This window comes from Caldanaerobacter sp., assembly GCF_049701115.1.
Taxonomy (GTDB): Bacteria; Bacillota; Thermoanaerobacteria; order Thermoanaerobacterales; family Thermoanaerobacteraceae; genus Thermoanaerobacter.
In genome coordinates, this window is the sequence record NZ_JBNATX010000009.1 from 17,721 (window position 1) to 38,268 (window position 20,548).

A 20,548-nucleotide genomic window follows, 5' to 3' on the forward strand; every position below is an offset into this window, starting at 1 on the left:
ATCGGCTCCCTTTATTTTTTATACCCTTTAAGCCCTGGAATTTTTCTTTTTACCATTTCTGTGACTATAAAAGTCGCTACATGGTCTGCAAATGTGCCAGGGCCAAATCCTGCATCATATCCCAATTCTTTTGCGAGCTCATGCGTGATCCTCGGTCCGCCGCATATCAAAAGCACTTTATCTCTTATTCCCTCTGCTTCCAAAAGTTCTACAAGATGCGTAAGATTTTTTATGTGGGCGTCCTTTTGCGTAACCGTCTGGGAAACAAGCAAAGCATCTGCCCCAACCTCTATTGCCTTCTTAACAAATTCTTCATTGGGCACCTGACTCCCCAGATTGTACGCTTCTATCATTTCATACCTTTCCAATCCATAATGTCCTGCATACCCTTTCATGTTCATTATAGCATCCAAGCCCACTGTATGAGCGTCTGTTCCAGTGGTCGCTCCAATTACCACTACTTTCCTGCCGATATGTTTTTTAATGTACTCATTAGTCTCTTCCATGCTCATGGCCTTTATCTCAAGTTCCTGTACCTGTATGGAGGTATAATCCACAGTGTGAATCAAGCTTCCATATATTATGAAAAAAGTAAAGTTTTTATCCAAAGGAGCATGGTAGACGACCATCGGATTCTCCAGTCCCATCTTTTTTGCCAGTTGTTTTGCCGCCTCTACAGCTCTAGCTCCATCAGGCACAGGCAGGGTAAAGCTAAGCTGCACCTTTCCGTCATTCATCGTATCTCCATAGGGCTTGACTCTGGTTAAATCCAGGGTGGTATCATACTGCTTTTTCTCTGTAGAGTAAAGGCCGCTGCTCATCCTCTATCACCTCTTAGCATAAGATCAATGAAAGGATTAAAATAATTGATGTCTTTCTCCACTACACCTTCTAATCCCTTTCCTCCATCTATCGGCCTCTTTATATCCGCAAATTTACCCTGCTCTAATGCTTTAAATAAACCCTCTTGCTCAATTTCTTTCAAAAGCTCATAGGCCTTTTTCAAAACTTCATTAGCTCTTCTTTGAATTATTCCGCCTTCTTTAAAGTAAATTTCATCGGCTATATCTGCCATGTTGTTGAAGATGTATTTGGCGCTTTCAATAGACAAGGCTCTATCTGACATAAAAGGCGTATGAATAGCTTCTGTCAGCATTCCTAAAAGATGTATCCTTTGCTTTGTCATTATGGTTACAACATTAAACATGGCATCCTGTACATGTCCTTTGAATATATTACCTGTCATATATTTTGTAGGAGGCATGTATTTAAGAGGCGCTTTAGGAAATATCTCTCTCGCCATTTGAGCCTGAGCGAGCTCATATAAGAAGCCATTCCTGAGGTCAGGATTCATTTCAAAAGCATGCCCTAAACCCATCTGTTCCTCAGGTATACCTGCAATTAGTGCAAACTGTTCATTTATCAATTGAGATGCCAGTACAGTGTGGGCTTTTTCATATGCATCTGCTGTCGTAAGATAATTGTCCTCTCCCGTGTTTATGATAATTCCTGCAAAACCATTTATCACTCTTGAGAAAAACTGATCTACAAGCGTCCTCTTCATATTTATATCCCGGAATAAAATCCCATAAAGGGCATCGTTTAGCATCACATCAAGCCTCTCCAGTGCGCCCATAGCAGCAATCTCAGGCATACAAAGCCCAGATGCGTAGTTGCAAAGCCTTATATACCTTCCCAGCTCTTCAGATACCTCATCTAAAGCTTTTCTCATTATCCGGAAATTTTCCTGAGTAGCATAAGTACCACCAAACCCCTCGGTAGTAGGTCCATAAGGAACGTAATCTAAAAGGCTTTGAGCTGTAGCCCTAATCACTGCAATGACATCAGCTCCCTGTCTGGCAGCAGCCTGCGCCTGAACCACATCTTCGTATATGTTTCCTGTCGCAACTATAACGTAAAGAAGTGGCCCTTCCTTATCCCCATATTTCTTTAAAAGCTCCTCTCTTTTCCTCCTGTTCTCTCTTATCTTTTCAACAGCTTTTACTGCTATGTCTTGAACAGCCAATTTTATCTCAAAAAGGTCTGCCATAGGAATCGAAGTCAGATCTAGTTCTCCTTTTGCTACTCTTTCGGCAATTTCTTGAGGGCTAAGCCCTGTGTAAATCATGGCATTGCCGATATAAGTTGCAGCCCCTAAAGAAAGATTTCCCTTGCTTTTTATATGGTCAACTACCACATTAGGCAGTGGAATTCCTAGGTCATTTACACCGTCTATTCCTAAAAGTCTGCACACCGTCCTTTCAACTGACACAGTCGTATGGGCATCTATAAATTTCTGCGTATCTTTAACAATATTTCTTGCAGCTTCTCTGGCTTTATCCACTAATTCCCAATCAAGATTAAGCTTGCTCTCTCTCATACCCTCTCCTCCTTTTATAATAGGTCTCAGCTAAATCTATGACTTCTTTTTCAAGCCCCAGTAATTTGCATATATTTAGAGCATCTTTTGGAATTTCACAGGAAGGGTCAACTCTTTCTAACCTATAATCCATGTAGTCCTGGAGAATCTTTACCGAATTTTTTTCATCCCTCATAATTTTTTCACTTAACTCTTCAAAATTAACATTTTTAAGCCCCACAACCTGATAGTGAATCATATCCTCCTCCACCACCCCTTCATAGTGGGTGGCCAATACGGTTATAGATGAAAAACCATTTAAATATTTAGATACAGCCTTTACAATGTAAAGACCTTCTTCTGGATTCGTTCCCCTCGCTATCTCATCCAGAGCTACAAACCCCGTCCCTCTCTTGACATCTTCCATTATCTCCTTTAATTTCATAACTTCTGCCCCAAAGCTGCTAAGTCCTCTTGCAACCGACTGAAGGTCTTCTGAGACAAAATGAATGAAATCCAGCATAGGAAAAGATACTTTTTTAGCAAAAGGGAAAAATCCCATAGTGGCGAGTAAAAGATTGAGCGTAAAAGTTCTTAAAGCCACAGTTTTTCCGCCCATATTGGCTCCAGTAATGACAGTCGTACCCCTTTTTAGCTCTACAGTCAAGGGAGTAAACTTCTTACCCTGCCTTTTCAGAATATCCGCAACCTGAGGATTTATCGCATCTTCAAAAATGACTTTTATTTCTTCGCCTATAACAGGTTTTACTCCTCCATACTCGATCGCCAACTTTGCCTTTGCCATCAAAAAATCCAGTCTGCCTATGGCTTTTATATTCTTCTCAAGGATATCGACATAATTGGAGAGTTTTTCAGACAAGTTTCTTTTTACCTCAAATTCTTCTTTTTGCTCGAGTGCAACTATCTCAAGTCTTTTCTGCTTTAAGCTCTCTATTTTATTTTTATCAGTTTCTGTAAATATTTTCCTCTCAATTTCCCTTTTCTTCTCTCTTATTTCTCTTAATTTGCACGAATACTCATCGTACACGTGAAAAGTAGCAACCCTCTTTTTCTGAGGGTCTAGCAGGTCTAAAACAGGGTGTAAAGAGACAAGCTTTATATCTTCAATATCTAAACCCAGTTTTTCAATCAAAGGCTTTAACTCTTCACTAAGCATAGCAAAAACCTTTATTTCAAAAAATTCAACTTCATCTAAAACCTGTCCTTCTCTGCATCTTCTCAAGCTATTCCTTATGTCTTTTATTTTGAGCAGGGGCTTTAAAATCTCAAAGAATATCTTTTCATTTTCTTTAAGGCTATTTCCTATAAGGTCGATATACTCGTATTCTTGCCTGAGCCTTTCCTTCTCTTCCCTTTTATAAGGTCTTACATTTTTGAGTTCTTCCTTCCCATATGGAGTTACAACCTGAAGCTTCGATATCACATATTCAAAACCTACTTGTTCTCTTTCTTTTTCAGTCAAAAACTTAATATCGATCACCACCCATCACATCAAATACAGGAAGATTTAATTTCTCCATCAATCTATTTAAGAATTCTTTTCTGTCATATCTATATCCTGTGGGAGACACAGGGTTTACAGCTACACCGACTAAATTTATAGGGTAAATCACGCGCAAAATGCCACCTGCTTTTTGAAATTTCAGGAAAGTCTCTTCTGTTATAAAAAACTTTGTACCATCCTCTGCTAAAAACACTATCCCTTTGTACGCCTCTGTAGAATTCATTATATCGTTAAGAAGCTTATCCGTAATAACGCCTTTTATCACCACATATTTTGCCCCGTATAAATTTTCAACAATCTCCTTTGAGGCATCAATAGCAGTTAAAACATTTGCACATTTGTACTCTCCGTTTTCATATATAAAACCTAAATTGGACCTTTCAAGAATTTTATTAACCTTTGCAATTACATCCCTATTGCTTTCTTTTTGTAATGTCAAAAGCCTTACCATAAAGGCGGTTTCATTTATGGTTCTCTCCATATCTGGAGACAAAATAGCTCCTGTTACCAAGATGGTCGCTTCAGATATAGCAGGGGATGCCTGCGTTTTCCTGCTCAAGGCCCCGTCCACTAATACCTTATCTGCACCAAGAGAAAGTAAAAATTCACTTATCTTTTTTACCTCCTTATTTATAGAAGGCCCAGCAAGATCTACATATCCATCACTTAATGCCCTTGCTATGACTACTTCCCCCATTGGCGTATATACGTCTGTAGTCATGATTATCTCCTTAGTTATATCGCTTCGAAAAAGGGCTTCTTTTGCCGTTGCAATTAAAGTGCCCATTTCAACGTAGATTCGCGGCTTTGGGAAAAAAGAGACCTGGTCGTATTCTTCTCCATCTCTTCCTATAGAGGTAAGACCAAGGGCATAAATACCCCTGGCCTTACCGATGAGATAATTCAATACGGTAGTTTTCCCTACATTCTTTGCCATTCCTATTATTGAGATAGTTCTGTAATTTTTTATGAGTTCAAGAATATCACTTCTCATCTTTTCTCCTTCTCTTTTTCCTTTCTAAATTCTCTGGCTCTAATACTCCAATAGTATCTTTTTGCATCAATCCTGCAACACCTTCTGATTTTGGAACTTCTTCATCGCATACACAAGGACCTGGAGTGTAATCTTTTGGCTCAACATACGTCACAATAACACCTTCATAATTTCTCAAAACTATTTTATCATGGGACTGAGAAATCACGTAGTTTGGTCCAACCGGAATCTTTCCTCCTCCTCCCGGGGCATCAACCACAAATGTTGGTACGCAGTAACCAGAAGTGTGCCCTCTTAAACCTTCTATAATTTCAATACCTTTGGAAACGGGAGTTCTAAAATGAGAAAGCCCAAATGACAAATCGCACTGATAGATGTAGTAAGGCCTTACCCTTATCTTACAAAGTTCATGCACCAGTTTTTTCATAACATGGACACAGTCATTTACTCCTCTTAAAAGTACCGTCTGGTTCCCTAATGGTATTCCCGCATCTGCCAACATTTCACATGCTCTCTTTGAATCCTCTGTGATCTCATGGGGATGATTGAAGTGGGTGTTTAGCCATATTGGGTGATATTTCTTAAGCATATTCACAAGCTCTGGAGTCACCCTCATGGGGAGTACCACAGGCACTGATGAACCAATTCTTATTATCTCCACATGAGGAATTTCTCTTAACCTCTTTATAATTTCTTCAAGCCTTGAATCAGATAAAGTTAAAGGATCTCCACCCGAGATCAGCACATCTCTTATCTGTGGGGTATTCCTTATATACTCAATCTGCTTTTCTATTTTATCCATCGGCATGGGAGCATCAGTTTCTCCAGCAAATCTTCTCCTTGTGCAGTGTCTGCAGTACATGGAGCATTGGTCTGTAACAAGCATCAATACCCTGTCAGGATACCTGTGGGTAAGTCCAGGTACAGGTGAATCTACATCCTCATAAAGCGGGTCCACTAAATCCTCCGGTGCCTGATAAAGCTCATGGATCGTGGGCACTGCTCTTTTTCTTATCGGGTCATTAGGGTCATTGGGATCTATCAAAGAGAGGTAATAAGGCGTAATTGCCATTCTGAGCTTTGTCAATGCCTTAGAAATAGCTTCTTCCTCTTCTTCCGACAAGGGAAGGTACTTTTTCAACTCTTCCACTGTCTCTATTCTATTTGCAATCTGCCACTTCCAGTTGTACCAGTCACTGTCTGGTACATGTCCAAAAAGTTCATGTCTTCTGTTAACTCTCATTTTATACATCTCCCCCTTAAATTTATTACAGCTGTCCTCATTTAGCATACATTTCTTCAAAAACTTTTCTCAATTTTTCATTTTCTCTGAGCTCTTGCAGTGTAATTTCTGCATGGTCTTTTGTATATCCGTTTCCTATGATCATTGTTATATCTTTCCCAACCCCTTCTGCTCCTAAGGCTGCTTTTGTAAAACTTGTTGCCATGGAGAAGAAGTAGGCAATTCCTTCATCTCTCACAGGTAAAATCGTCGACATTTCTGTGTTAGGTGTATTTACACAGTTTATAGCGATATCTACTTCTTTTCCTCCGTTGGCATTTAGAACTTTATCCAGAACTTCCAAAGGCTTTTGAGCATCCGCTATAACTACCTCGTGGCATATATCCAGTTCTTCTACCATCTTCTTGGCCTCTTCTCTTCTCACCACACCTATAACCTTTCCAGTAGGACCTACTCTCTTTTTAGCTTCATAGCAGCACAGCATACCGGATTTCCCGTTTGCTCCCAGCACCATGACGCTCTGACCGGGCTTTACCAATTTAGCAGTCTGAGCAGGAGCTCCAGCAACGTCTAAAGCAGCCAGTGCCAGGGTCTCTTCCATATCCTCAGGAAGCTTCGCATAAATCCCGCTCTCAAAAAGTATTGCCTTTCCCTTTATTTCAACTCTTTCTATATCCATCTTTATATCCAAAATCTCATCTATTCTAAGAGGTGTAAGAGTTAATGAAACGAGCGTCGCAATCTTATCTCCTACTTTGAGGTCCCTTTTCCCGACCAGAGCTTCTCCTATTTTTTCTACTCTGCCTATCAGCATTCCCCCAGAACCTGTGACAGGGTTTTGCATTTTCCCTCTCTCATTTACTATCTCGAGGATCTTCTTCTTTATCTTCTCAGGATCTCCCCCTGCTTCCTCTTTTAACTGGGTAAAACTTGCAGAATCTATGTTCAAAGCTATAACATCAATCAATATCTCATTATCATAAAGCACACTCATATCATTAGAAATTTTATAAGCGGCTTGAGGCAAAACCCCTTTTGGCTCAATCACTCTATGAGAACCGTATTTGCATCCCATCATAAGCATATCCTCCTCCTTCGAACTTTACACGTCCATATATTTTACATCATCTGGAATAATTAAATTTGCCTCTGTCAAAGACTTGACCTCTTCAATAGATGTATCCCTGTGAATTTCTTTGAGAAGCAGTCCTTCTTTTGTCACCTCTATCACTGCAAGCTCTGTAACTATAAGACTCACTTTGCCTTTAGCCGTGAGAGGAAGGCGGCACTTTTTCAAAATCTTTGGCTGCCCTTTAGCAGTATGCTGCATCGCCACGATTACTCTTTTGGCTCCTGTGGCAAGGTCCATTGCCCCACCCATGCCAGGAACTAACTTTCCAGGTATTATCCAATTAGCTAAATTTCCCTCTTCATCTACCTCTAATGCCCCGAGCACGGTAACGTCCACATGTCCTCCTCTTATGAGTGCAAAGGAAAATGCACTGTCAAAAAACGCTGCGCCAGGCAGAACTGTCACATACTGCCCGCCGGCATTGATTATATTTACATCCTCTTTTCCGGGCTCTGGCATAGGTCCCATACCTGTAATTCCATTCTCCGACTGGAATATTACATGTACTCCCTCGGGAATGTAATTGGCAACCAAAGTAGGAAGCCCAATTCCTAAATTCACCAGCTGTCCATCTTTGAGCTCTTTTGCAATTCTTTTTGCTATTATTGTTTTCGCCAATTCCTGATCAGTTATCATCTCCTTCCCCTCCTTTTACAATGTAATCTACCAATACTCCTGGTGTCATGACATCTTCTGGCTTTATTTCTCCTACTTTGACTATTTTTTCTGCCTCAACTATAACAGTTTTGGCTGCAAGAGCCATTATAGGATTGAAATTTCTCGTTGTCCCTTTGTAATAGATATTTCCAAACTCATCTACAATACTTCCTCTAATAAGCGCTATATCTGCTCCCAGTGGAAGTTCAAGGAGATACTCTTTTCCATTCACAGTTATTTTTTGTTTCCCTTCTTCCACCATTGTGCCGACTCCTGTAGGAGTCAAGATACCTCCCAAACCTGCTCCATAAGCTCTTATCCTTTCTGCAAGTGTCCCCTGTGGAACGAGCTCTACTTCAATTTTTCCTTCATTCATCAATTTTCCTGTAACAGGGTTAGTACCTATATGAGAAGTTATAACTTTCTTCACAAGGCCGGCCACAACCAAACGCCCTATACCCCTGTCTGGAAAACTGGTATCATTGGCAATTATAGTAAGGTCTTTAACGTTTAATTCTATGAGAAGGTCAATTAATTTCTCAGGTGTGCCATTTGCAAGAAACCCACCGATCATCAAGGTCATTCCATCTTTAAATAAAGGTTTCAATTCTTCAAAAGTAACAACCTTCCTCATGGCTTCACCTCTAACCCTAATATTTTTCTGGCCTCATCAGGGGTTGCAATTTCTCTACCTAACTCTCTAGCAATTCTCACTACTTTTTCTACAAGTTCACCATTGGACTTTGCCAGAACCCCTTTTTCGAGGTATACGTTATCCTCAAAGCCAACTCTCACATGCCCTCCTGCAAGTATAGCCATAGTAGCTACAGGGAATTCATGGCGTCCTATTCCTGTAGCAGTAAACGTGCTTCCTGGAGGAATGCTTTCTTTAAGAAATACAAAATCCCTCATCTCAGCTGAAATTCCGCCATTTACTCCCATCACAAAATTGAAGTGCATCGGAGCCTTTATATACCCTTTTTTGTGAAGCCTTATCGCTGTATCTATCATTCCTTTGTCAAATACTTCAAGTTCCGGCTTCACTCCCAGTTCATTCATCTTGGTGGCAAATTCTATTATCATGTTTTCTGTATTTACAAATATTTCATCTCCGCCAAAATTCATTGTGCCACAGTCTAGTGATGCCATCTCTGGCTTTAAGTAAACCGGCTGTAGCCTTTCTTCTGGAGTCATACCAACAGCTCCACCAGTTGAAGGCTGGATTATGACATCAGGGCATTTTGCTTTAATCGCTTCAATCACTTCTCTGAACCTTTCTTTGTCCTGTGTAGGGGTACCATCATCATACCTTACGTGCAAGTGAATTATGCTAGCTCCTGCGTTATATGCAGATAAAGCCTCTCTCACCATCTCCTCAACAGTATAAGGTACATTAGGATTATGCTTCTTTGTGACCTCAGCTCCGCATATAGCCGCAGTAATTATCAATTTCTCCACCCTTCACTCACCTACCCTTCTTTTTTGTACCTCTGCTTTTCTTTTGGCACAACACAGGTGCCACTCGCCCTGCACACTACAATAGGTTCTTCCAGCACTTCTGCCGCAGAATCACTGATATCAGGCCTTGCTGCTATCACCTTTTTCGCCTCAAAGACCATCTTTCTCGACGTATTTCCAACCTCCACTATTTCTCCTGTGGCTTCTATAAAATCCCCCGCATACACTGGCGCCAAAAATTCTACACTGTCATAAGCTCTAAAAAGCCCCTCATCTCCATCGTGCCTTATCAAAAGCTCTGTCGCCACATCCCCAAAAAGCTGTAAAATTCTCGCTCCATCTACTAAATTTCCTCCATAGTGAGCATCATGAAGGCTCATCCTGACTCTTATTGTGGCTTTCAACATGTATCCCCTCCCTTCTCAAATTCCTTGAAAACCTCTTCTCAAACTTTTATGCAAAATCCATACCAAGCATTGAGTAAAAAGAAAAAAGGCCATTTTTCGGCCTTTTCCTATAAAAGATTCACAGCTCGTTCTGATAAAAACCCATCTTATGCTGAAAATTAAGCATTAGACACAAAATTAAATATTTATTTTTAACATTTTTATTTTGTACTGTAAAGTCTGTCTCGGAATACCTAAAATTTCTGCTGCTCTACTTATATTACCATTTGTCTTTTTTAAAGTTTTAGTAATAAGCTCATATTCGACTTTTGCTAAAAAGCTTCTGAGATCCCCTTCTATCCCGATAGTATCTACTGCTATCTCTTTTTCTCCCTCTATAAAGGCATTTCTTAAAATGTGGTCAGGAAGGTCATGCAACTGAATTATTTCACCTTCGCAAAAATTAGCCGCATACTCTATAACTCCCTTTAATTCCCGCACATTTCCCGGCCAGGACAAACTTAAAAGCGCTCTTTCCACCTCTTCGCTTATCCCTTTTATATCCTTCCCCAATTGCCAATTAAATTCCCTGATAAAGTGCTTAACCAAAAGAGGAATATCACTTTTTCTCTCCCTAAGAGGTGGCACATACAAAACAATTGTACTTAATCGATAAAAAAGGTCAGGTCTTAAAATTTTCTTCTCCAAAGCTTCATAAGGAGAAATGTTAGAAGCAGCAATAACTCTCACATCTACTTTCCGAACCTTACTATCTCCTATTCTCCTTATATACCCTTCCTGCAAAAAGCGTAAAAGCTTTGCCTGAAGGTCAAGACTTAAAGAAGTAATCTCATCCAAAAATAATGTCCCTCCGTCAGCCAGCTCTACCAAACCAGGGCGATTTTCTGCACCAGTAAAGCTTCCCTTTACTGTTCCAAAAAGTATTGACTCCATCAGATTTTCGGGGAGGGCTGCACAATTTTGAGCAATAAAAGGTCCATTCTTCCTTGGACTAGCATTATGAATTGCCTGTACTAAAAGCTCTTTGCCCGTACCTGTCTCACCATACACAAACACTGGCGAATTGCTTTTTGCAATTTTTTGAGCCTTGCACTTCAGTTCTGTAATTGCTCTGGATTCTCCAATAATATCATCAAAAGTATAATAAGCTTCCTCGTTTTCTTTTACAGCACTTTTCTTTCTGTTATTTCGCACTTCTTCTCGCAAATCAATCACTTTTGTCATAAGATTTTTTATTTCGGAAAGGTTTTTAGAAATATCAATAGCCCCACATATTTCTCCATCGATTACAATGGGGAGAGTAATAGTAAAAAGGCTGACTTTTTGTCCATAGCAATTTGTAATTTCCTGCTCATGTCCGACAACAGGTTCCCCTGTCCTTAAAACTTTTAAAATTGTACTTTCTCTATTAGAAAGAGATGGAAACATAGCTAAAACGTGCTTTCCAATCGCTTCATCTATGGGAATTCCATCAATTTGAGAAGAAGCCTTGTTGTAGTAAATAGTGTAACCCTCTTTATCTGTAATCTGCACACCCCAGTCAATGTTTTCAAGCAATACCTCTAAGGCTTTCTGATAAAATTCTTGAGGTAATACTTTTAACCTCAAGGTCATCTTCACTCCCCCTGTGAAAAGATTAGGGATAAAAAAGCGCTATTTATGCAATGAAAATATTTTCACTGCATAAATAGCGCTTCATGGGAGGTCCCATGACAGTGGTAAACTTTGTGTTTACCACCAAGGATGAGTTAAAGAACTAACTCACCCTTTCGGCAGCCAAACCTTCCTCAGCGAGTATCGGAGGTTCTTCTCCTTAACACCCCACTGAATACATGCCTGGCTGCTCCTCTATTTATGCGCTATTAAAATATATCTCTTTTGATGTAAAGCTTATCAATGCGTAATTATATTATATCATATTTTAAAAGCAAGAGCAATAACTCAGGCAGTTTCAATCCAAAAGTTCTCTATAAAGCTTCATAAGGCTTTCATTTATATCGTTTACCTTTAACATTATATCGGCTAAATCTTTATTCTCTTTCTTTTCTAAAATTTCCTCCAGTTTGTTAAAAGCCTTTTCACTTCTTAGCCTAAGTTCTTCCAGCTTATTATTAAGTTCCAGTTTAAACTTTTCTTTATCTTCAACTTCCCCCTTTATCAGCTCTTCCTTGTCAAAATCATAAACGTCATACCTCGAGGGAATCATGGTTTCTATACCGAATTGTGCTTCTATTTTATCAGCCAGCTCTTCCTGTGCATCATCCTCACCATGTACTATAAATATCTTTTTGGGCTTTTTTTCAAAACCCGAAATCCATTCAAGCAAACCTTTTTGATCAGCATGACCTGAAAAACTCTCAATATACTGGATTTCTGCTTTAACATTTATTTCCTCTCCAAATATCTTTACATCTTTTTCTCCATCTAAAAGTTTTCTTCCCAAAGTTCCTTTTGCTTGATATCCGACAAAAAGGATTGTACATTCTGGTCTCCAAAGATTGTGCTTCAGATGGTGTTTTATCCTGCCCGCCTCACACATGCCGCTGGCCGAAATAATTATCATTGGCGTTTTAACTTCATTCAAAGCCTTAGATTCCTCAACACTGTGTGTAAAATGAAGATTAGGAAAATCAAGCGGTAATTCTCCTCTTTTGATATATTCCCTTGCCTCATCATCCAAGCACTCTGGATGCTTTGCAAAAACATCTGTTATTGAGGTGGCAAGAGGACTGTCTACATACACAGGGATGTTGTTCAAAAATTCTATCTCATCTTTGTACAAATCTCTCTCCTTGTGAAGCTCATATAATATCTCTTGTGTCCTCCCCACTGCAAAAGAAGGAATAATCACATTTCCCCCTCTTTTAACAGTGCGTGTTATAATCTCCATCAACCTTTTCGCCCTATCAGAGACCTCCTCATGAATCCTATTGCCGTATGTAGACTCACAGAGAACATAATCAGCCTCATTTATTAAAGTCACATCTCTCAAAAGAGGCACCTTTTTATTCCCTAGATCTCCTGAAAACACTATTTTAGTCTCTTTTCCCTTTTCATTTACCCACACCTCAATTATAGATGAGCCAAGCATGTGCCCAGCATCATTAAATCTCACTTTTATATGAGGTGCAGGCTCTATCACTTCCCCGTAGTCAACACCATAAAATATGCTTATAGATTCTTCTGCCTCTTCAGCCGTATAAAGTGGATCCCTCAAAGGCTTTCCAGCCCTTTTCCTCTTTCTGTTCTTCCACTCACTTTCCATTTCCTGGATGTGCCCGCTATCCGGCAGCATGTACCTGCACAGGTCAACTGTAGCGTGAGTTGCGTAAATCCTCTTTCTGTAACCTCTTTTGTAAAGTACAGGAATCCTTCCGCTGTGATCTATGTGAGCATGGGTTAAAAGCATGAAATCGATATCTTTTATGTCAAAAATGAATTCCTGATAGTTTAGCTCATCTTCTACTTCTCCTCCCTGAAACATGCCACAGTCCACTAAAAACCTGGCATTTTCTGTCTCTACAAGGTAGCATGAACCTGTAACTTCCTTAGCAGCACCCAAAAAAGTTATTTTCACAGTAAATCTCCTTTCCTTTTAGAAATTGTAGTTATCTTCAAGCCATTTGCTTATATAAGATATATACATTACAAAATTTTCTAGTCGATTTTTTAGTATATCTACAATCACTTTTTCATCAATCCTAGTGTAGTCATGGACCAATATATTTCTGAAAGAAATCATATTAGCAACATTTTTTGCAAAGTTTTCTGGCAAAACACCTGCCTTATCCAAGAGCAAAATTGCTTCTCTATAGGTATCAGGCTTTTCCAATCCCAGAGAAGAAATTATTATATTAGCGATATCAATTACATTCTCTATACATATCTGAATTCCTCTCTCTATCCCCCAATATTTCAACATATCTTCCTTTATGTTTTTCTCATTCGCTTCCTGAGCTATTTTTTTCAACAATATTAAGTTTTTTTGTAACTCATTTATTTTAGAATTTATCAATTCCATTATATTTTTGGTCATCCTTCTCCCTCACATTTTCTTTAATCCACTCTTTAACAATGTCCATTTGTACTTTTCTAAAATATTCCATGTCCATATATTCTCTTAAAGTTTTCACCTCAAAATCAACTCTAACGTCTTTACTTTCTTCAAAGATGACCTTCCCATACTTTATAACCTGATGCCTTAATACTGAGTTTGCCTCATTTAATATCACTAAATCTACGTCGTCTCTTTTAAATATCTCCACTAGGTCGCCAATAAGTTCCAATTTTTTAAACGGTGCATAATCTCCATCCAAAAGCACTGCAATATCAAGGTCACTGTTTTTTTCATTAGTTCCCTTAGCATAAGAACCAAAAACATATGCCAATTTTATGTTATATTTTTCTTTTAAATACGGCAAATTTCTCTTAAATATTTCTTCTACTCCCTTTAAATCCTTTTGAACCACCACATACACCTCTTCATTAAAGGTATACTCACCCCCATCATCCCACAAAAATTAGTCTTAATCAGCCCCTTTCACAACTGCAAGAGGAATAAGCTTTGCAACAGGTATAGTAATGCCTCTTTCTTCAAGGACAGAAACTACTGCTTCCACATCTTTATACGCAAGAGGAGATTCATCTACAATGTCTTTATAAGAGCGGACATTATAAACCACATCTCCCATAGACCTTTCAAATTCCTCTTTGCTTATCTTCTTAGCCTGATTTCTAGAAAGTCTTCGTCCTGCTCCGTGATTTACAGAATAAAATGTCTCTGCCGCTTTTTCTGTTCCCACTACCACATAGGAACCTGTACCCATACTGCCAGGAATTAGAGCAGGATGTCCTGTATCTCTATAGGAAGGCGGATTTTGCGGATGTCCTGCCGGCAAAGCCCTTGTAGCTCCTTTCCTGTGAACAAGTACCCTTTTTCCCCCATGTATTTCCCACTTGGCGATATTGTGAGCAACGTCATACACAAGTTTAAATCCCATTTCTTCTTCCGATTTTTTTAAAACATCCTCAAAAGCCCTTATCACATCAAACATGATTATCTGCCTGTTTGAAAAAGCAAAATTCACCGCAGCCGCCATTGCTTTATAGTAATTCTGCCCTTCCTTTGACTTTATAGGAGCTGCTGCAAGCCCTTTTTCCGGTACCTCAACCCCATACCTCTTAGCCGCTTCCCACAGAATCTTTGTATAATCCGTAGCGATCTGATGTCCAAACCCTCTGCTCCCCGTGTGAATCATCACAGCAAGCTGTCCTTTAAAAAGTCCAAATTTCTCTGCCAGCCTTTCATCTAAGATATCCTCTACCTTTTGAATTTCTATAAAATGGTTGCCTCCTCCAAGAGTTCCAAGCTGTTCTTCTCCTCTTTCCTGAGCTTCTTCTGATACCGCCGAAATATCGGCTCCTTCAAGTTTTCCTCCCTCTTCAATATACTCCAAATCAGACATTTTGCCAAAACCTGCCTTAATCACTGCCTCTACTCCATTGTGCACAACATCGTCAAAAATTACCCGGGTAATACCCTTATGCCTTCCTTTTTTGCCTATCCCTGTCGGAACGTAATGTTCAATCCTCTCTATCAACTTATAAAGTATATCTTTTGTAAAATAGTCTGCCTCAAGGTCAGACCTTATAAGTCTCACACCGCAATTTATATCATACCCTACTGCTCCAGCCGAAATCACCCCTTTTTCTTCTATAGCCATGACTCCCCCTATCGGAAGTCCAAAACCTTCGTGAATATCCGGCATCCCAATCACCGGTTCCACTACTCCAGGGAGGCTTGCAGCATTTACAAGCTGTCTTAAAGACTGGTCGTCTTTTAAAAGCTCCTTCAAGGTGTCGTTTACATAAACTACAGCATCAACCCTCATCTTCCCGAACTTAGGAATTCTCCACTTATTTATCCCATCTTTTACTAAAGTGTACCCCTGAATAATCTCAACGGCCATATTTTCACCTCCCTATTTCCTGTAATCTCATTATATCACAATCCCGGAAATAAATCATAAAAAAATAGGCTCAGTAAGAGCCTGAAAAAACGCCTAATCTCCCTTATAAAAACCCATTACAAACTTCTTTTTAAAAGGTCCAGATGCTCTAAGCTTATTGGCACTTCGCTTATCAACTTCAAGGTAACCTTTCCTTCTTCATCCACTTTTACATTGTAGAATAAAAATACTCCTCTGTCCAGGTCAAAAGTAAAGGTGCCTAGCTTTTTCCCTTTTAGATAAGAAGCAATCTTTTCGTCCTCCTCCATCGCTCTTTGAACAAATGCTGGAAGCCAAATCCTAACATGGAAGAAAAGGTCACTTGTAAGCCCTTCTTCTGCCGCTGCCTTTAAAAAGGCCTTTGTTAAGGCGTAATTTTCCTCTCCTCCCAATTCACCACCGTATCCAAGCATAACCATTTCCATATCCTTGAGAAGTTTAACGGCTTCTTTGGCTTCCTCAGGTTTTTCCATCATAGCAGTAGATATTTTTGCAAGGCCCCTCCTAAGGCTTAAAAATGTAGCTTCCACCGCACCTACAAGACTGGCACATATAAAAGTTTTATTAGTCACAATGCCTAATCCGCCTTTTACCTCATAAAAATTTGCCAACGCCTCTCCTACTACTCTTCCCGTCATTGCCCTTAAAGTAAACTGTTCAGCCATCGTAAGTTTACTCATGTTTGTTACACCTCTTTCCTCATTTTTAGAAAATTACCTAATTTTATTATATAATACTCGCTATAAAATTGTCAATAGTTTTTATTAAATAATAATTTTTTTCCTAACGATCAACAAAAAAAGCCCTTGACAGGGCTTTTCAAGTTAAGGCAACTTATTGCCAGCAGACCTATATAAGGCATACCATTCCCCTCTTGTAAGTTCAATATCTGCTGCCTTACAGATATCTTTTAATCGAGCTGGGTTCGTTGTACCAACAATAGCCTGTATTTTTGCAGGATGTCTTAAAATCCACGCAATAGGTATAGCAATACTGGGTACTCCCTTTTGTACAGCTATTTCATCGATCTTTTCATTCAATTCCTTAAACTTTTCATTTCCCAAGAAAGTCCCTTCAAAAAATCCATACTGGAAAGGAGACCATGCTTGTATAGTAATTCCTTTCAATCTGCAATACTCCAGGACACTTCCATCCCTATTTATCGCTTGCTCTACCTTCATATTTACATTGAAGCCAAAATCAATCATCCCAGTATGAGCAATACTAAACTGCAACTGATTTACAATAAGTTTTTGATTTAAATATTTACTCAAAAGCTCAACCTGCATAGGGTTAAAATTGCTTACACCAAAATTCCTAACTTTTCCACTGCTATGTAATATCGAAAATGCCTCTGCAATCTCTTCGGGTTCCATCAAAGTATCAGGCCTATGTAATAATAAAATATCTATGTAGTCAGTTCCAAGCCTTTTCAAACTTCCCTCTACAGATTTTAATATGTGTTCCTTTGAAAAATCGTAATAGCCGTTTCTTATTCCGCATTTCGTCTGTATAATAATTTTTTCCCTTAAGCCTTTTTTCTTTTTTAAAACTTTGCCAAATACTTCTTCTGACTTTCCTCCTCCATATATATCAGCGTGGTCAAAAAAGTTTATGCCTCCCTCTAAAGCCGTATCAATCAGTTCTTCTACCTGCTTTATAGGTTTATCACTTATTCTCATGCACCCTAAAGCTATGGAGGAAGCCTTTATTTCTCCGCCAATATTTAAATATTTCACCTTTTACACCTTCTTCTTTTAATTTTACTCAATAATCTTTTCTCCATTTTCCAAATTAATCACATAAACTTTATCTTTCCCAATTTCAATAAAACCAATAGAATTTACATTATCCTCTCTCTTGCTGAGAGAAGTCGAACCGGGATTTATCAGAGTACATTTGCCTATCTTTTTCACAACAGGAATGTGAGTATGGCCTACAATAAAGTAGTCTAAACTGTATCTTAGAATAAGCTTTTCTATCTCCTCATCAGTCAGCAGATGCCCGTGATTTACCATAATCCTTTTCCCTTCAATTACAGCAAAAACATAGGGGGTAATAGGCACATCAATAACCATCTGGTCTACATAGGCATCACAGTTTCCCTCTGCTATGAGGATAGGAATCTCGCAGGAATTTATCGCCTCTGCCAGCTTTTTAGGGTTGTACCCCTTGGGCAGGGGATTTCTGGGTCCATGGTAAAGCACATCCCCAGCATGCAGTATAATATCACAATCTTTCAAAAACCTAGACGCCTTCTCCCAGGACTCATAATCCCCGTGAGTATCACTTACAACTCCTATTTTCACAAACATCACCTTCTTTAGACTTTATACTTATCAAGCTCCTTTTTAAAGTTTATGACAAGTGTCTCCATCTGCTTTATCTGATCTATAAATTCCTTTATTCTGTTTGAATACTCTGTAACATTGGCACTCATTTCCTCAGAAGAAGCCGAATTCTCTTCTGAAATGGCTGCTAGATTTTCAAGATGCCTAAAGACTTCCGAAAGTTTTCCTGCCTCTTCATAAAGCCTGTTTGCAGATTCGACTATCACACTCGATATCCCTGCAACCTCTTCTGTAGCCATTGTATTTTTCTCTACCACTTTTTCCAGAGTGGAAATGCTATTTTTAAGCCTTTCAAACTGGGCCCTTATTTTTTCTGCTAGATTCTCCACTTGACCTGTAAAATTGACTAAGCTTTCTGTTATGGTCTTTACCGCGTTTTTCGAATTTTCAGCTAAATTCCTCACTTCTTCTGCTACTACAGCAAAGCCTCTTCCTGCCTCTCCTGCCCTTGCCGCCTCAATAGCCGCATTTAGCGCCAGCAAATTAGTCTGATCTGAAATCTCCTCTACAGTAGTAACTATTGCCATGATATCTTTAGCGCTATCTGAAAGCACCTTGCCCATTTCGTATATACTAGAAAAATCCACTTCTACCTGTGATAATTCCTTGGCAACGTCCGTTACATCGGTATTTGCCCTTTTTATATTTCCTATAGAATTTTCCAGTTTTTCATTGCTCTTTTTGCTAGTTCCTGCAATCTCATTTATCTTTTTTATATTTTCATCCAGTATTCCGACAGCCCTTTCTATCTCTTCTGCCTGATGAACTGTAGAAGAAGCGACATCATTCACCACAGAAGATATATCTTCAGACACCTTTTTCATGTTCTCTGCAATCTCATTAAACCTGTGAACAAAATTGTGCATGTCGTCTGTGCCGCCTTTTAAAAACAGCATGTCCTTCTTAATAGTATCTTTTACGCTGTTTAACTCCTCTGCAATAGCTTCAAAAACGTCACCGCTTTCTAGTTTAAACTCCTCTTCTAAATTTCTGCTTCCCATGATTTTTACAAATTCATGAAGATTCTTAGCAGGCATATTCAAAACATAAGAAAATATGTACGTAAATACTCCTATTACAAATCCGCCAGAAAAACCTTTTAGAAGGTCCCATGAAGATACAAACCCTACCACCAAAAAGCCTATGATAAAGCTCCATAAAGCAAGTTTAAAAGAGTTGCTCCTTATAAAGCCAAAACCAAGTATCTTCCCCCAGACATTTTTCTTATACTCAAAAACGGGGTTTTTAAATTTTATCCTCACTTTCAGCCTTGAAAAGCCATCTTTTTCGCCTCTTTCGACCTCTTCCACTGAAATTTCTTCCTTGAAGAATTTAGAACTACCCTCTATAAGCCCTAAAAAGTAATCGTACATCTTTCTTTTAGAAACGTACTCCATTTCAATGGCGTCTTTTGCAACAGGCTTTGCAATAAGCCTTGGAGGAGTGGCTCCTTTTATCATCTTGGTAAGCTGCAGGTGTACCTCATCCATCATCATTAAAAAATTCACTAGCCTTCTCCCTGCAAAATAGGAGGGAAACCATTCGCTGAAAGTTTTTATGTTCTGCCTTCCTACCTCTCTCCATATCTCGTTAACACTTTTGCCTGTAATCTCACTTACTTTTGCAAAAATCCTTTTAACTTCATCATCCTCAATGTCTTCCAATGGCGTAATTACCCTGTCTACCTCCCAACCTACACTTTTTAAAGCTTCATCCACTACATCATTTCCATAAAGGTTCCTCAGAGTTTTTATCCATGTTCCGACGATTGTCCCCTTCATTTTCTCACTCCCCAGTAATGTATTATCCTTAATTATTTTCGGCAAAAAATAATTTTAATTTACTGCTTAACTTGAACAATTTTTCTCTTTTCAAATGTCTCAACTTTTACTTTTTCCAGTTCTTCAATAACCCTTTTTACCGATTCTTCATCTATTTTTTCAATATTTACAACAGAACAAAAACCTTCCTCCATCTGAGGAACCTTTAAAATCATTACCTTCTTTCTCATTTCCTCCTCGGGCACCACCCACTCCTTTTCTCTCATGGCATTTTGCTTGAAAACTACTTCCAGAGGAGGATTGATAAAAACAGCCATAACAGGCTTTTTAAACCATCCAGCCCACCTTATCCATTTGTACCTTGCGCTTCTCGTAAGATTTGTCGCATCTAAGACTACTGTCTTTCCAAGCTTTAAATTACCTATAACAGCCGAATGCACTATAGACCACACCTGTTTTTCCACCCTTGGGTCAAACGTAACTCCAAAAAAATTTTTTCGAACTTCATCAGAACTTACTACAACTATATCAGGACGTTTTTTCTTGAGCTCTGCTGCAAAAGTTGACTTGCCAGCACCCGGAAGCCCCACGAGAAGGACAAGAGCCCCCATTCCTCTCCCCTCATTCTTTCTT

20 protein-coding genes and 1 riboswitch are annotated in these 20,548 nt (G+C 39.1%); all 20 genes read right to left on the bottom strand.

Annotated elements, in window-relative coordinates:
* Positions 1–11 precede the first annotated feature (11 nt).
* Positions 12–821 carry an OAM dimerization domain-containing protein gene (locus ACPLVE_RS04575; protein ID WP_424610238.1) on the bottom strand — a complete coding sequence of 270 codons (810 nt, stop codon included), beginning with the start codon at positions 819–821 and terminating at the stop codon, positions 12–14.
* Positions 818–2,380, bottom strand: a complete 1,563-nt coding sequence (locus ACPLVE_RS04580; RefSeq protein WP_424610240.1) for a lysine 5,6-aminomutase subunit alpha — start codon at positions 2,378–2,380, stop codon at positions 818–820. Before ACPLVE_RS04580 ends, ACPLVE_RS04575 begins: the two co-directional genes overlap by 4 nt.
* Positions 2,361–3,863 (bottom strand): MutS-related protein, encoded by a 1,503-nt coding sequence (locus ACPLVE_RS04585; protein WP_424610242.1) that lies wholly within the window; start codon positions 3,861–3,863, stop codon positions 2,361–2,363. The genes ACPLVE_RS04580 and ACPLVE_RS04585 overlap by 20 nt, the downstream gene beginning before the upstream one ends.
* On the bottom strand, positions 3,847–4,878 hold the full coding sequence (locus tag ACPLVE_RS04590; protein ID WP_424610244.1) for a hypothetical protein: 1,032 nt from the start codon (positions 4,876–4,878) through the stop codon (positions 3,847–3,849). The genes ACPLVE_RS04585 and ACPLVE_RS04590 overlap by 17 nt, the downstream gene beginning before the upstream one ends.
* The gene (gene ablA / locus ACPLVE_RS04595) at positions 4,868–6,121 is read right to left on the bottom strand and encodes a lysine 2,3-aminomutase (RefSeq protein WP_424610245.1); all 1,254 of its coding nucleotides are present in this window, start codon (positions 6,119–6,121) and stop codon (positions 4,868–4,870) included. Before ablA ends, ACPLVE_RS04590 begins: the two co-directional genes overlap by 11 nt.
* Before the next feature lie 37 nt (positions 6,122–6,158).
* On the bottom strand, positions 6,159–7,199 hold the full coding sequence (locus ACPLVE_RS04600; RefSeq protein WP_424610247.1) for an L-erythro-3,5-diaminohexanoate dehydrogenase: 1,041 nt from the start codon (positions 7,197–7,199) through the stop codon (positions 6,159–6,161).
* Positions 7,200–7,223: 24 nt separating this feature from the next.
* Positions 7,224–7,889, bottom strand: coding sequence for a CoA transferase subunit B (locus ACPLVE_RS04605; RefSeq protein WP_424610249.1), 666 nt, complete (start codon positions 7,887–7,889; stop codon positions 7,224–7,226).
* Entirely contained in the window at positions 7,879–8,544 is a 666-nt protein-coding gene (locus tag ACPLVE_RS04610) for a CoA transferase subunit A (protein WP_009610465.1), read from the bottom strand. Before ACPLVE_RS04610 ends, ACPLVE_RS04605 begins: the two co-directional genes overlap by 11 nt.
* The gene (locus ACPLVE_RS04615; protein ID WP_424610251.1) at positions 8,541–9,368 is read right to left on the bottom strand and encodes a 3-keto-5-aminohexanoate cleavage protein; all 828 of its coding nucleotides are present in this window, start codon (positions 9,366–9,368) and stop codon (positions 8,541–8,543) included. The genes ACPLVE_RS04610 and ACPLVE_RS04615 overlap by 4 nt, the downstream gene beginning before the upstream one ends.
* 11 nt (positions 9,369–9,379) lie before the next feature.
* The gene (locus tag ACPLVE_RS04620) at positions 9,380–9,772 is read right to left on the bottom strand and encodes a hotdog domain-containing protein (protein ID WP_031314244.1); all 393 of its coding nucleotides are present in this window, start codon (positions 9,770–9,772) and stop codon (positions 9,380–9,382) included.
* A gap of 180 nt (positions 9,773–9,952) precedes the next feature.
* Positions 9,953–11,389 (bottom strand): sigma-54 interaction domain-containing protein, encoded by a 1,437-nt coding sequence (locus tag ACPLVE_RS04625; protein ID WP_424610252.1) that lies wholly within the window; start codon positions 11,387–11,389, stop codon positions 9,953–9,955.
* Positions 11,390–11,455: 66 nt separating this feature from the next.
* A riboswitch (Lysine riboswitch) is annotated at positions 11,456–11,634 on the bottom strand.
* Between the two features lie 92 nt (positions 11,635–11,726).
* Entirely contained in the window at positions 11,727–13,352 is a 1,626-nt protein-coding gene (locus tag ACPLVE_RS04630) for an MBL fold metallo-hydrolase RNA specificity domain-containing protein (RefSeq protein WP_424610254.1), read from the bottom strand.
* A gap of 18 nt (positions 13,353–13,370) precedes the next feature.
* Positions 13,371–13,811, bottom strand: coding sequence for a type VII toxin-antitoxin system HepT family RNase toxin (gene hepT / locus ACPLVE_RS04635; RefSeq protein WP_424610256.1), 441 nt, complete (start codon positions 13,809–13,811; stop codon positions 13,371–13,373).
* Positions 13,777–14,244, bottom strand: a complete 468-nt coding sequence (gene mntA, locus ACPLVE_RS04640) for a type VII toxin-antitoxin system MntA family adenylyltransferase antitoxin (protein ID WP_424610288.1) — start codon at positions 14,242–14,244, stop codon at positions 13,777–13,779. The genes hepT and mntA overlap by 35 nt, the downstream gene beginning before the upstream one ends.
* A gap of 57 nt (positions 14,245–14,301) precedes the next feature.
* On the bottom strand, positions 14,302–15,744 hold the full coding sequence (locus ACPLVE_RS04645; RefSeq protein WP_424610258.1) for an RtcB family protein: 1,443 nt from the start codon (positions 15,742–15,744) through the stop codon (positions 14,302–14,304).
* Between the two features lie 116 nt (positions 15,745–15,860).
* Entirely contained in the window at positions 15,861–16,463 is a 603-nt protein-coding gene (locus ACPLVE_RS04650; RefSeq protein ID WP_424610259.1) for a hypothetical protein, read from the bottom strand.
* Between the two features lie 144 nt (positions 16,464–16,607).
* Positions 16,608–17,522: an aldo/keto reductase gene (locus ACPLVE_RS04655; protein ID WP_424610261.1), complete on the bottom strand. Its 915-nt coding sequence runs from the start codon at positions 17,520–17,522 to the stop codon at positions 16,608–16,610.
* 24 nt (positions 17,523–17,546) lie between these two features.
* Positions 17,547–18,092 (bottom strand): phosphodiesterase, encoded by a 546-nt coding sequence (gene yfcE / locus ACPLVE_RS04660; RefSeq protein ID WP_424610263.1) that lies wholly within the window; start codon positions 18,090–18,092, stop codon positions 17,547–17,549.
* Between the two features lie 14 nt (positions 18,093–18,106).
* Complete coding sequence (locus ACPLVE_RS04665) at positions 18,107–19,915, bottom strand: heme NO-binding domain-containing protein (protein ID WP_424610264.1); 1,809 nt, start codon at positions 19,913–19,915, stop codon at positions 18,107–18,109.
* Between the two features lie 59 nt (positions 19,916–19,974).
* A complete protein-coding gene (locus tag ACPLVE_RS04670; protein WP_424610266.1) occupies positions 19,975–20,526 on the bottom strand; it encodes an AAA family ATPase in 552 nt (183 codons plus the stop codon).
* Positions 20,527–20,548 lie beyond the last annotated feature (22 nt).

Coding starts and splice junctions, on each gene's coding strand:
- ACPLVE_RS04625 (WP_424610252.1), bottom strand. CDS start 11,389: ATGACCTTGAGGTTAAAAGTATTACCTCAAGAATTTTATCAGAAAGCC.
- ACPLVE_RS04610 (WP_009610465.1), bottom strand. CDS start 8,544: ATGAGGAAGGTTGTTACTTTTGAAGAATTGAAACCTTTATTTAAAGAT.
- ACPLVE_RS04645 (WP_424610258.1), bottom strand. CDS start 15,744: ATGGCCGTTGAGATTATTCAGGGGTACACTTTAGTAAAAGATGGGATA.
- ACPLVE_RS04590 (WP_424610244.1), bottom strand. CDS start 4,878: ATGAGAAGTGATATTCTTGAACTCATAAAAAATTACAGAACTATCTCA.
- ACPLVE_RS04575 (WP_424610238.1), bottom strand. CDS start 821: ATGAGCAGCGGCCTTTACTCTACAGAGAAAAAGCAGTATGATACCACC.
- ACPLVE_RS04600 (WP_424610247.1), bottom strand. CDS start 7,199: ATGATGGGATGCAAATACGGTTCTCATAGAGTGATTGAGCCAAAAGGG.
- hepT (WP_424610256.1), bottom strand. CDS start 13,811: ATGACCAAAAATATAATGGAATTGATAAATTCTAAAATAAATGAGTTA.
- ACPLVE_RS04580 (WP_424610240.1), bottom strand. CDS start 2,380: ATGAGAGAGAGCAAGCTTAATCTTGATTGGGAATTAGTGGATAAAGCC.
- ACPLVE_RS04665 (WP_424610264.1), bottom strand. CDS start 19,915: ATGAAGGGGACAATCGTCGGAACATGGATAAAAACTCTGAGGAACCTT.
- ACPLVE_RS04670 (WP_424610266.1), bottom strand. CDS start 20,526: ATGGGGGCTCTTGTCCTTCTCGTGGGGCTTCCGGGTGCTGGCAAGTCA.
- ACPLVE_RS04605 (WP_424610249.1), bottom strand. CDS start 7,889: ATGATAACTGATCAGGAATTGGCGAAAACAATAATAGCAAAAAGAATT.
- ablA (WP_424610245.1), bottom strand. CDS start 6,121: ATGAGAGTTAACAGAAGACATGAACTTTTTGGACATGTACCAGACAGT.
- ACPLVE_RS04650 (WP_424610259.1), bottom strand. CDS start 16,463: ATGAGTAAACTTACGATGGCTGAACAGTTTACTTTAAGGGCAATGACG.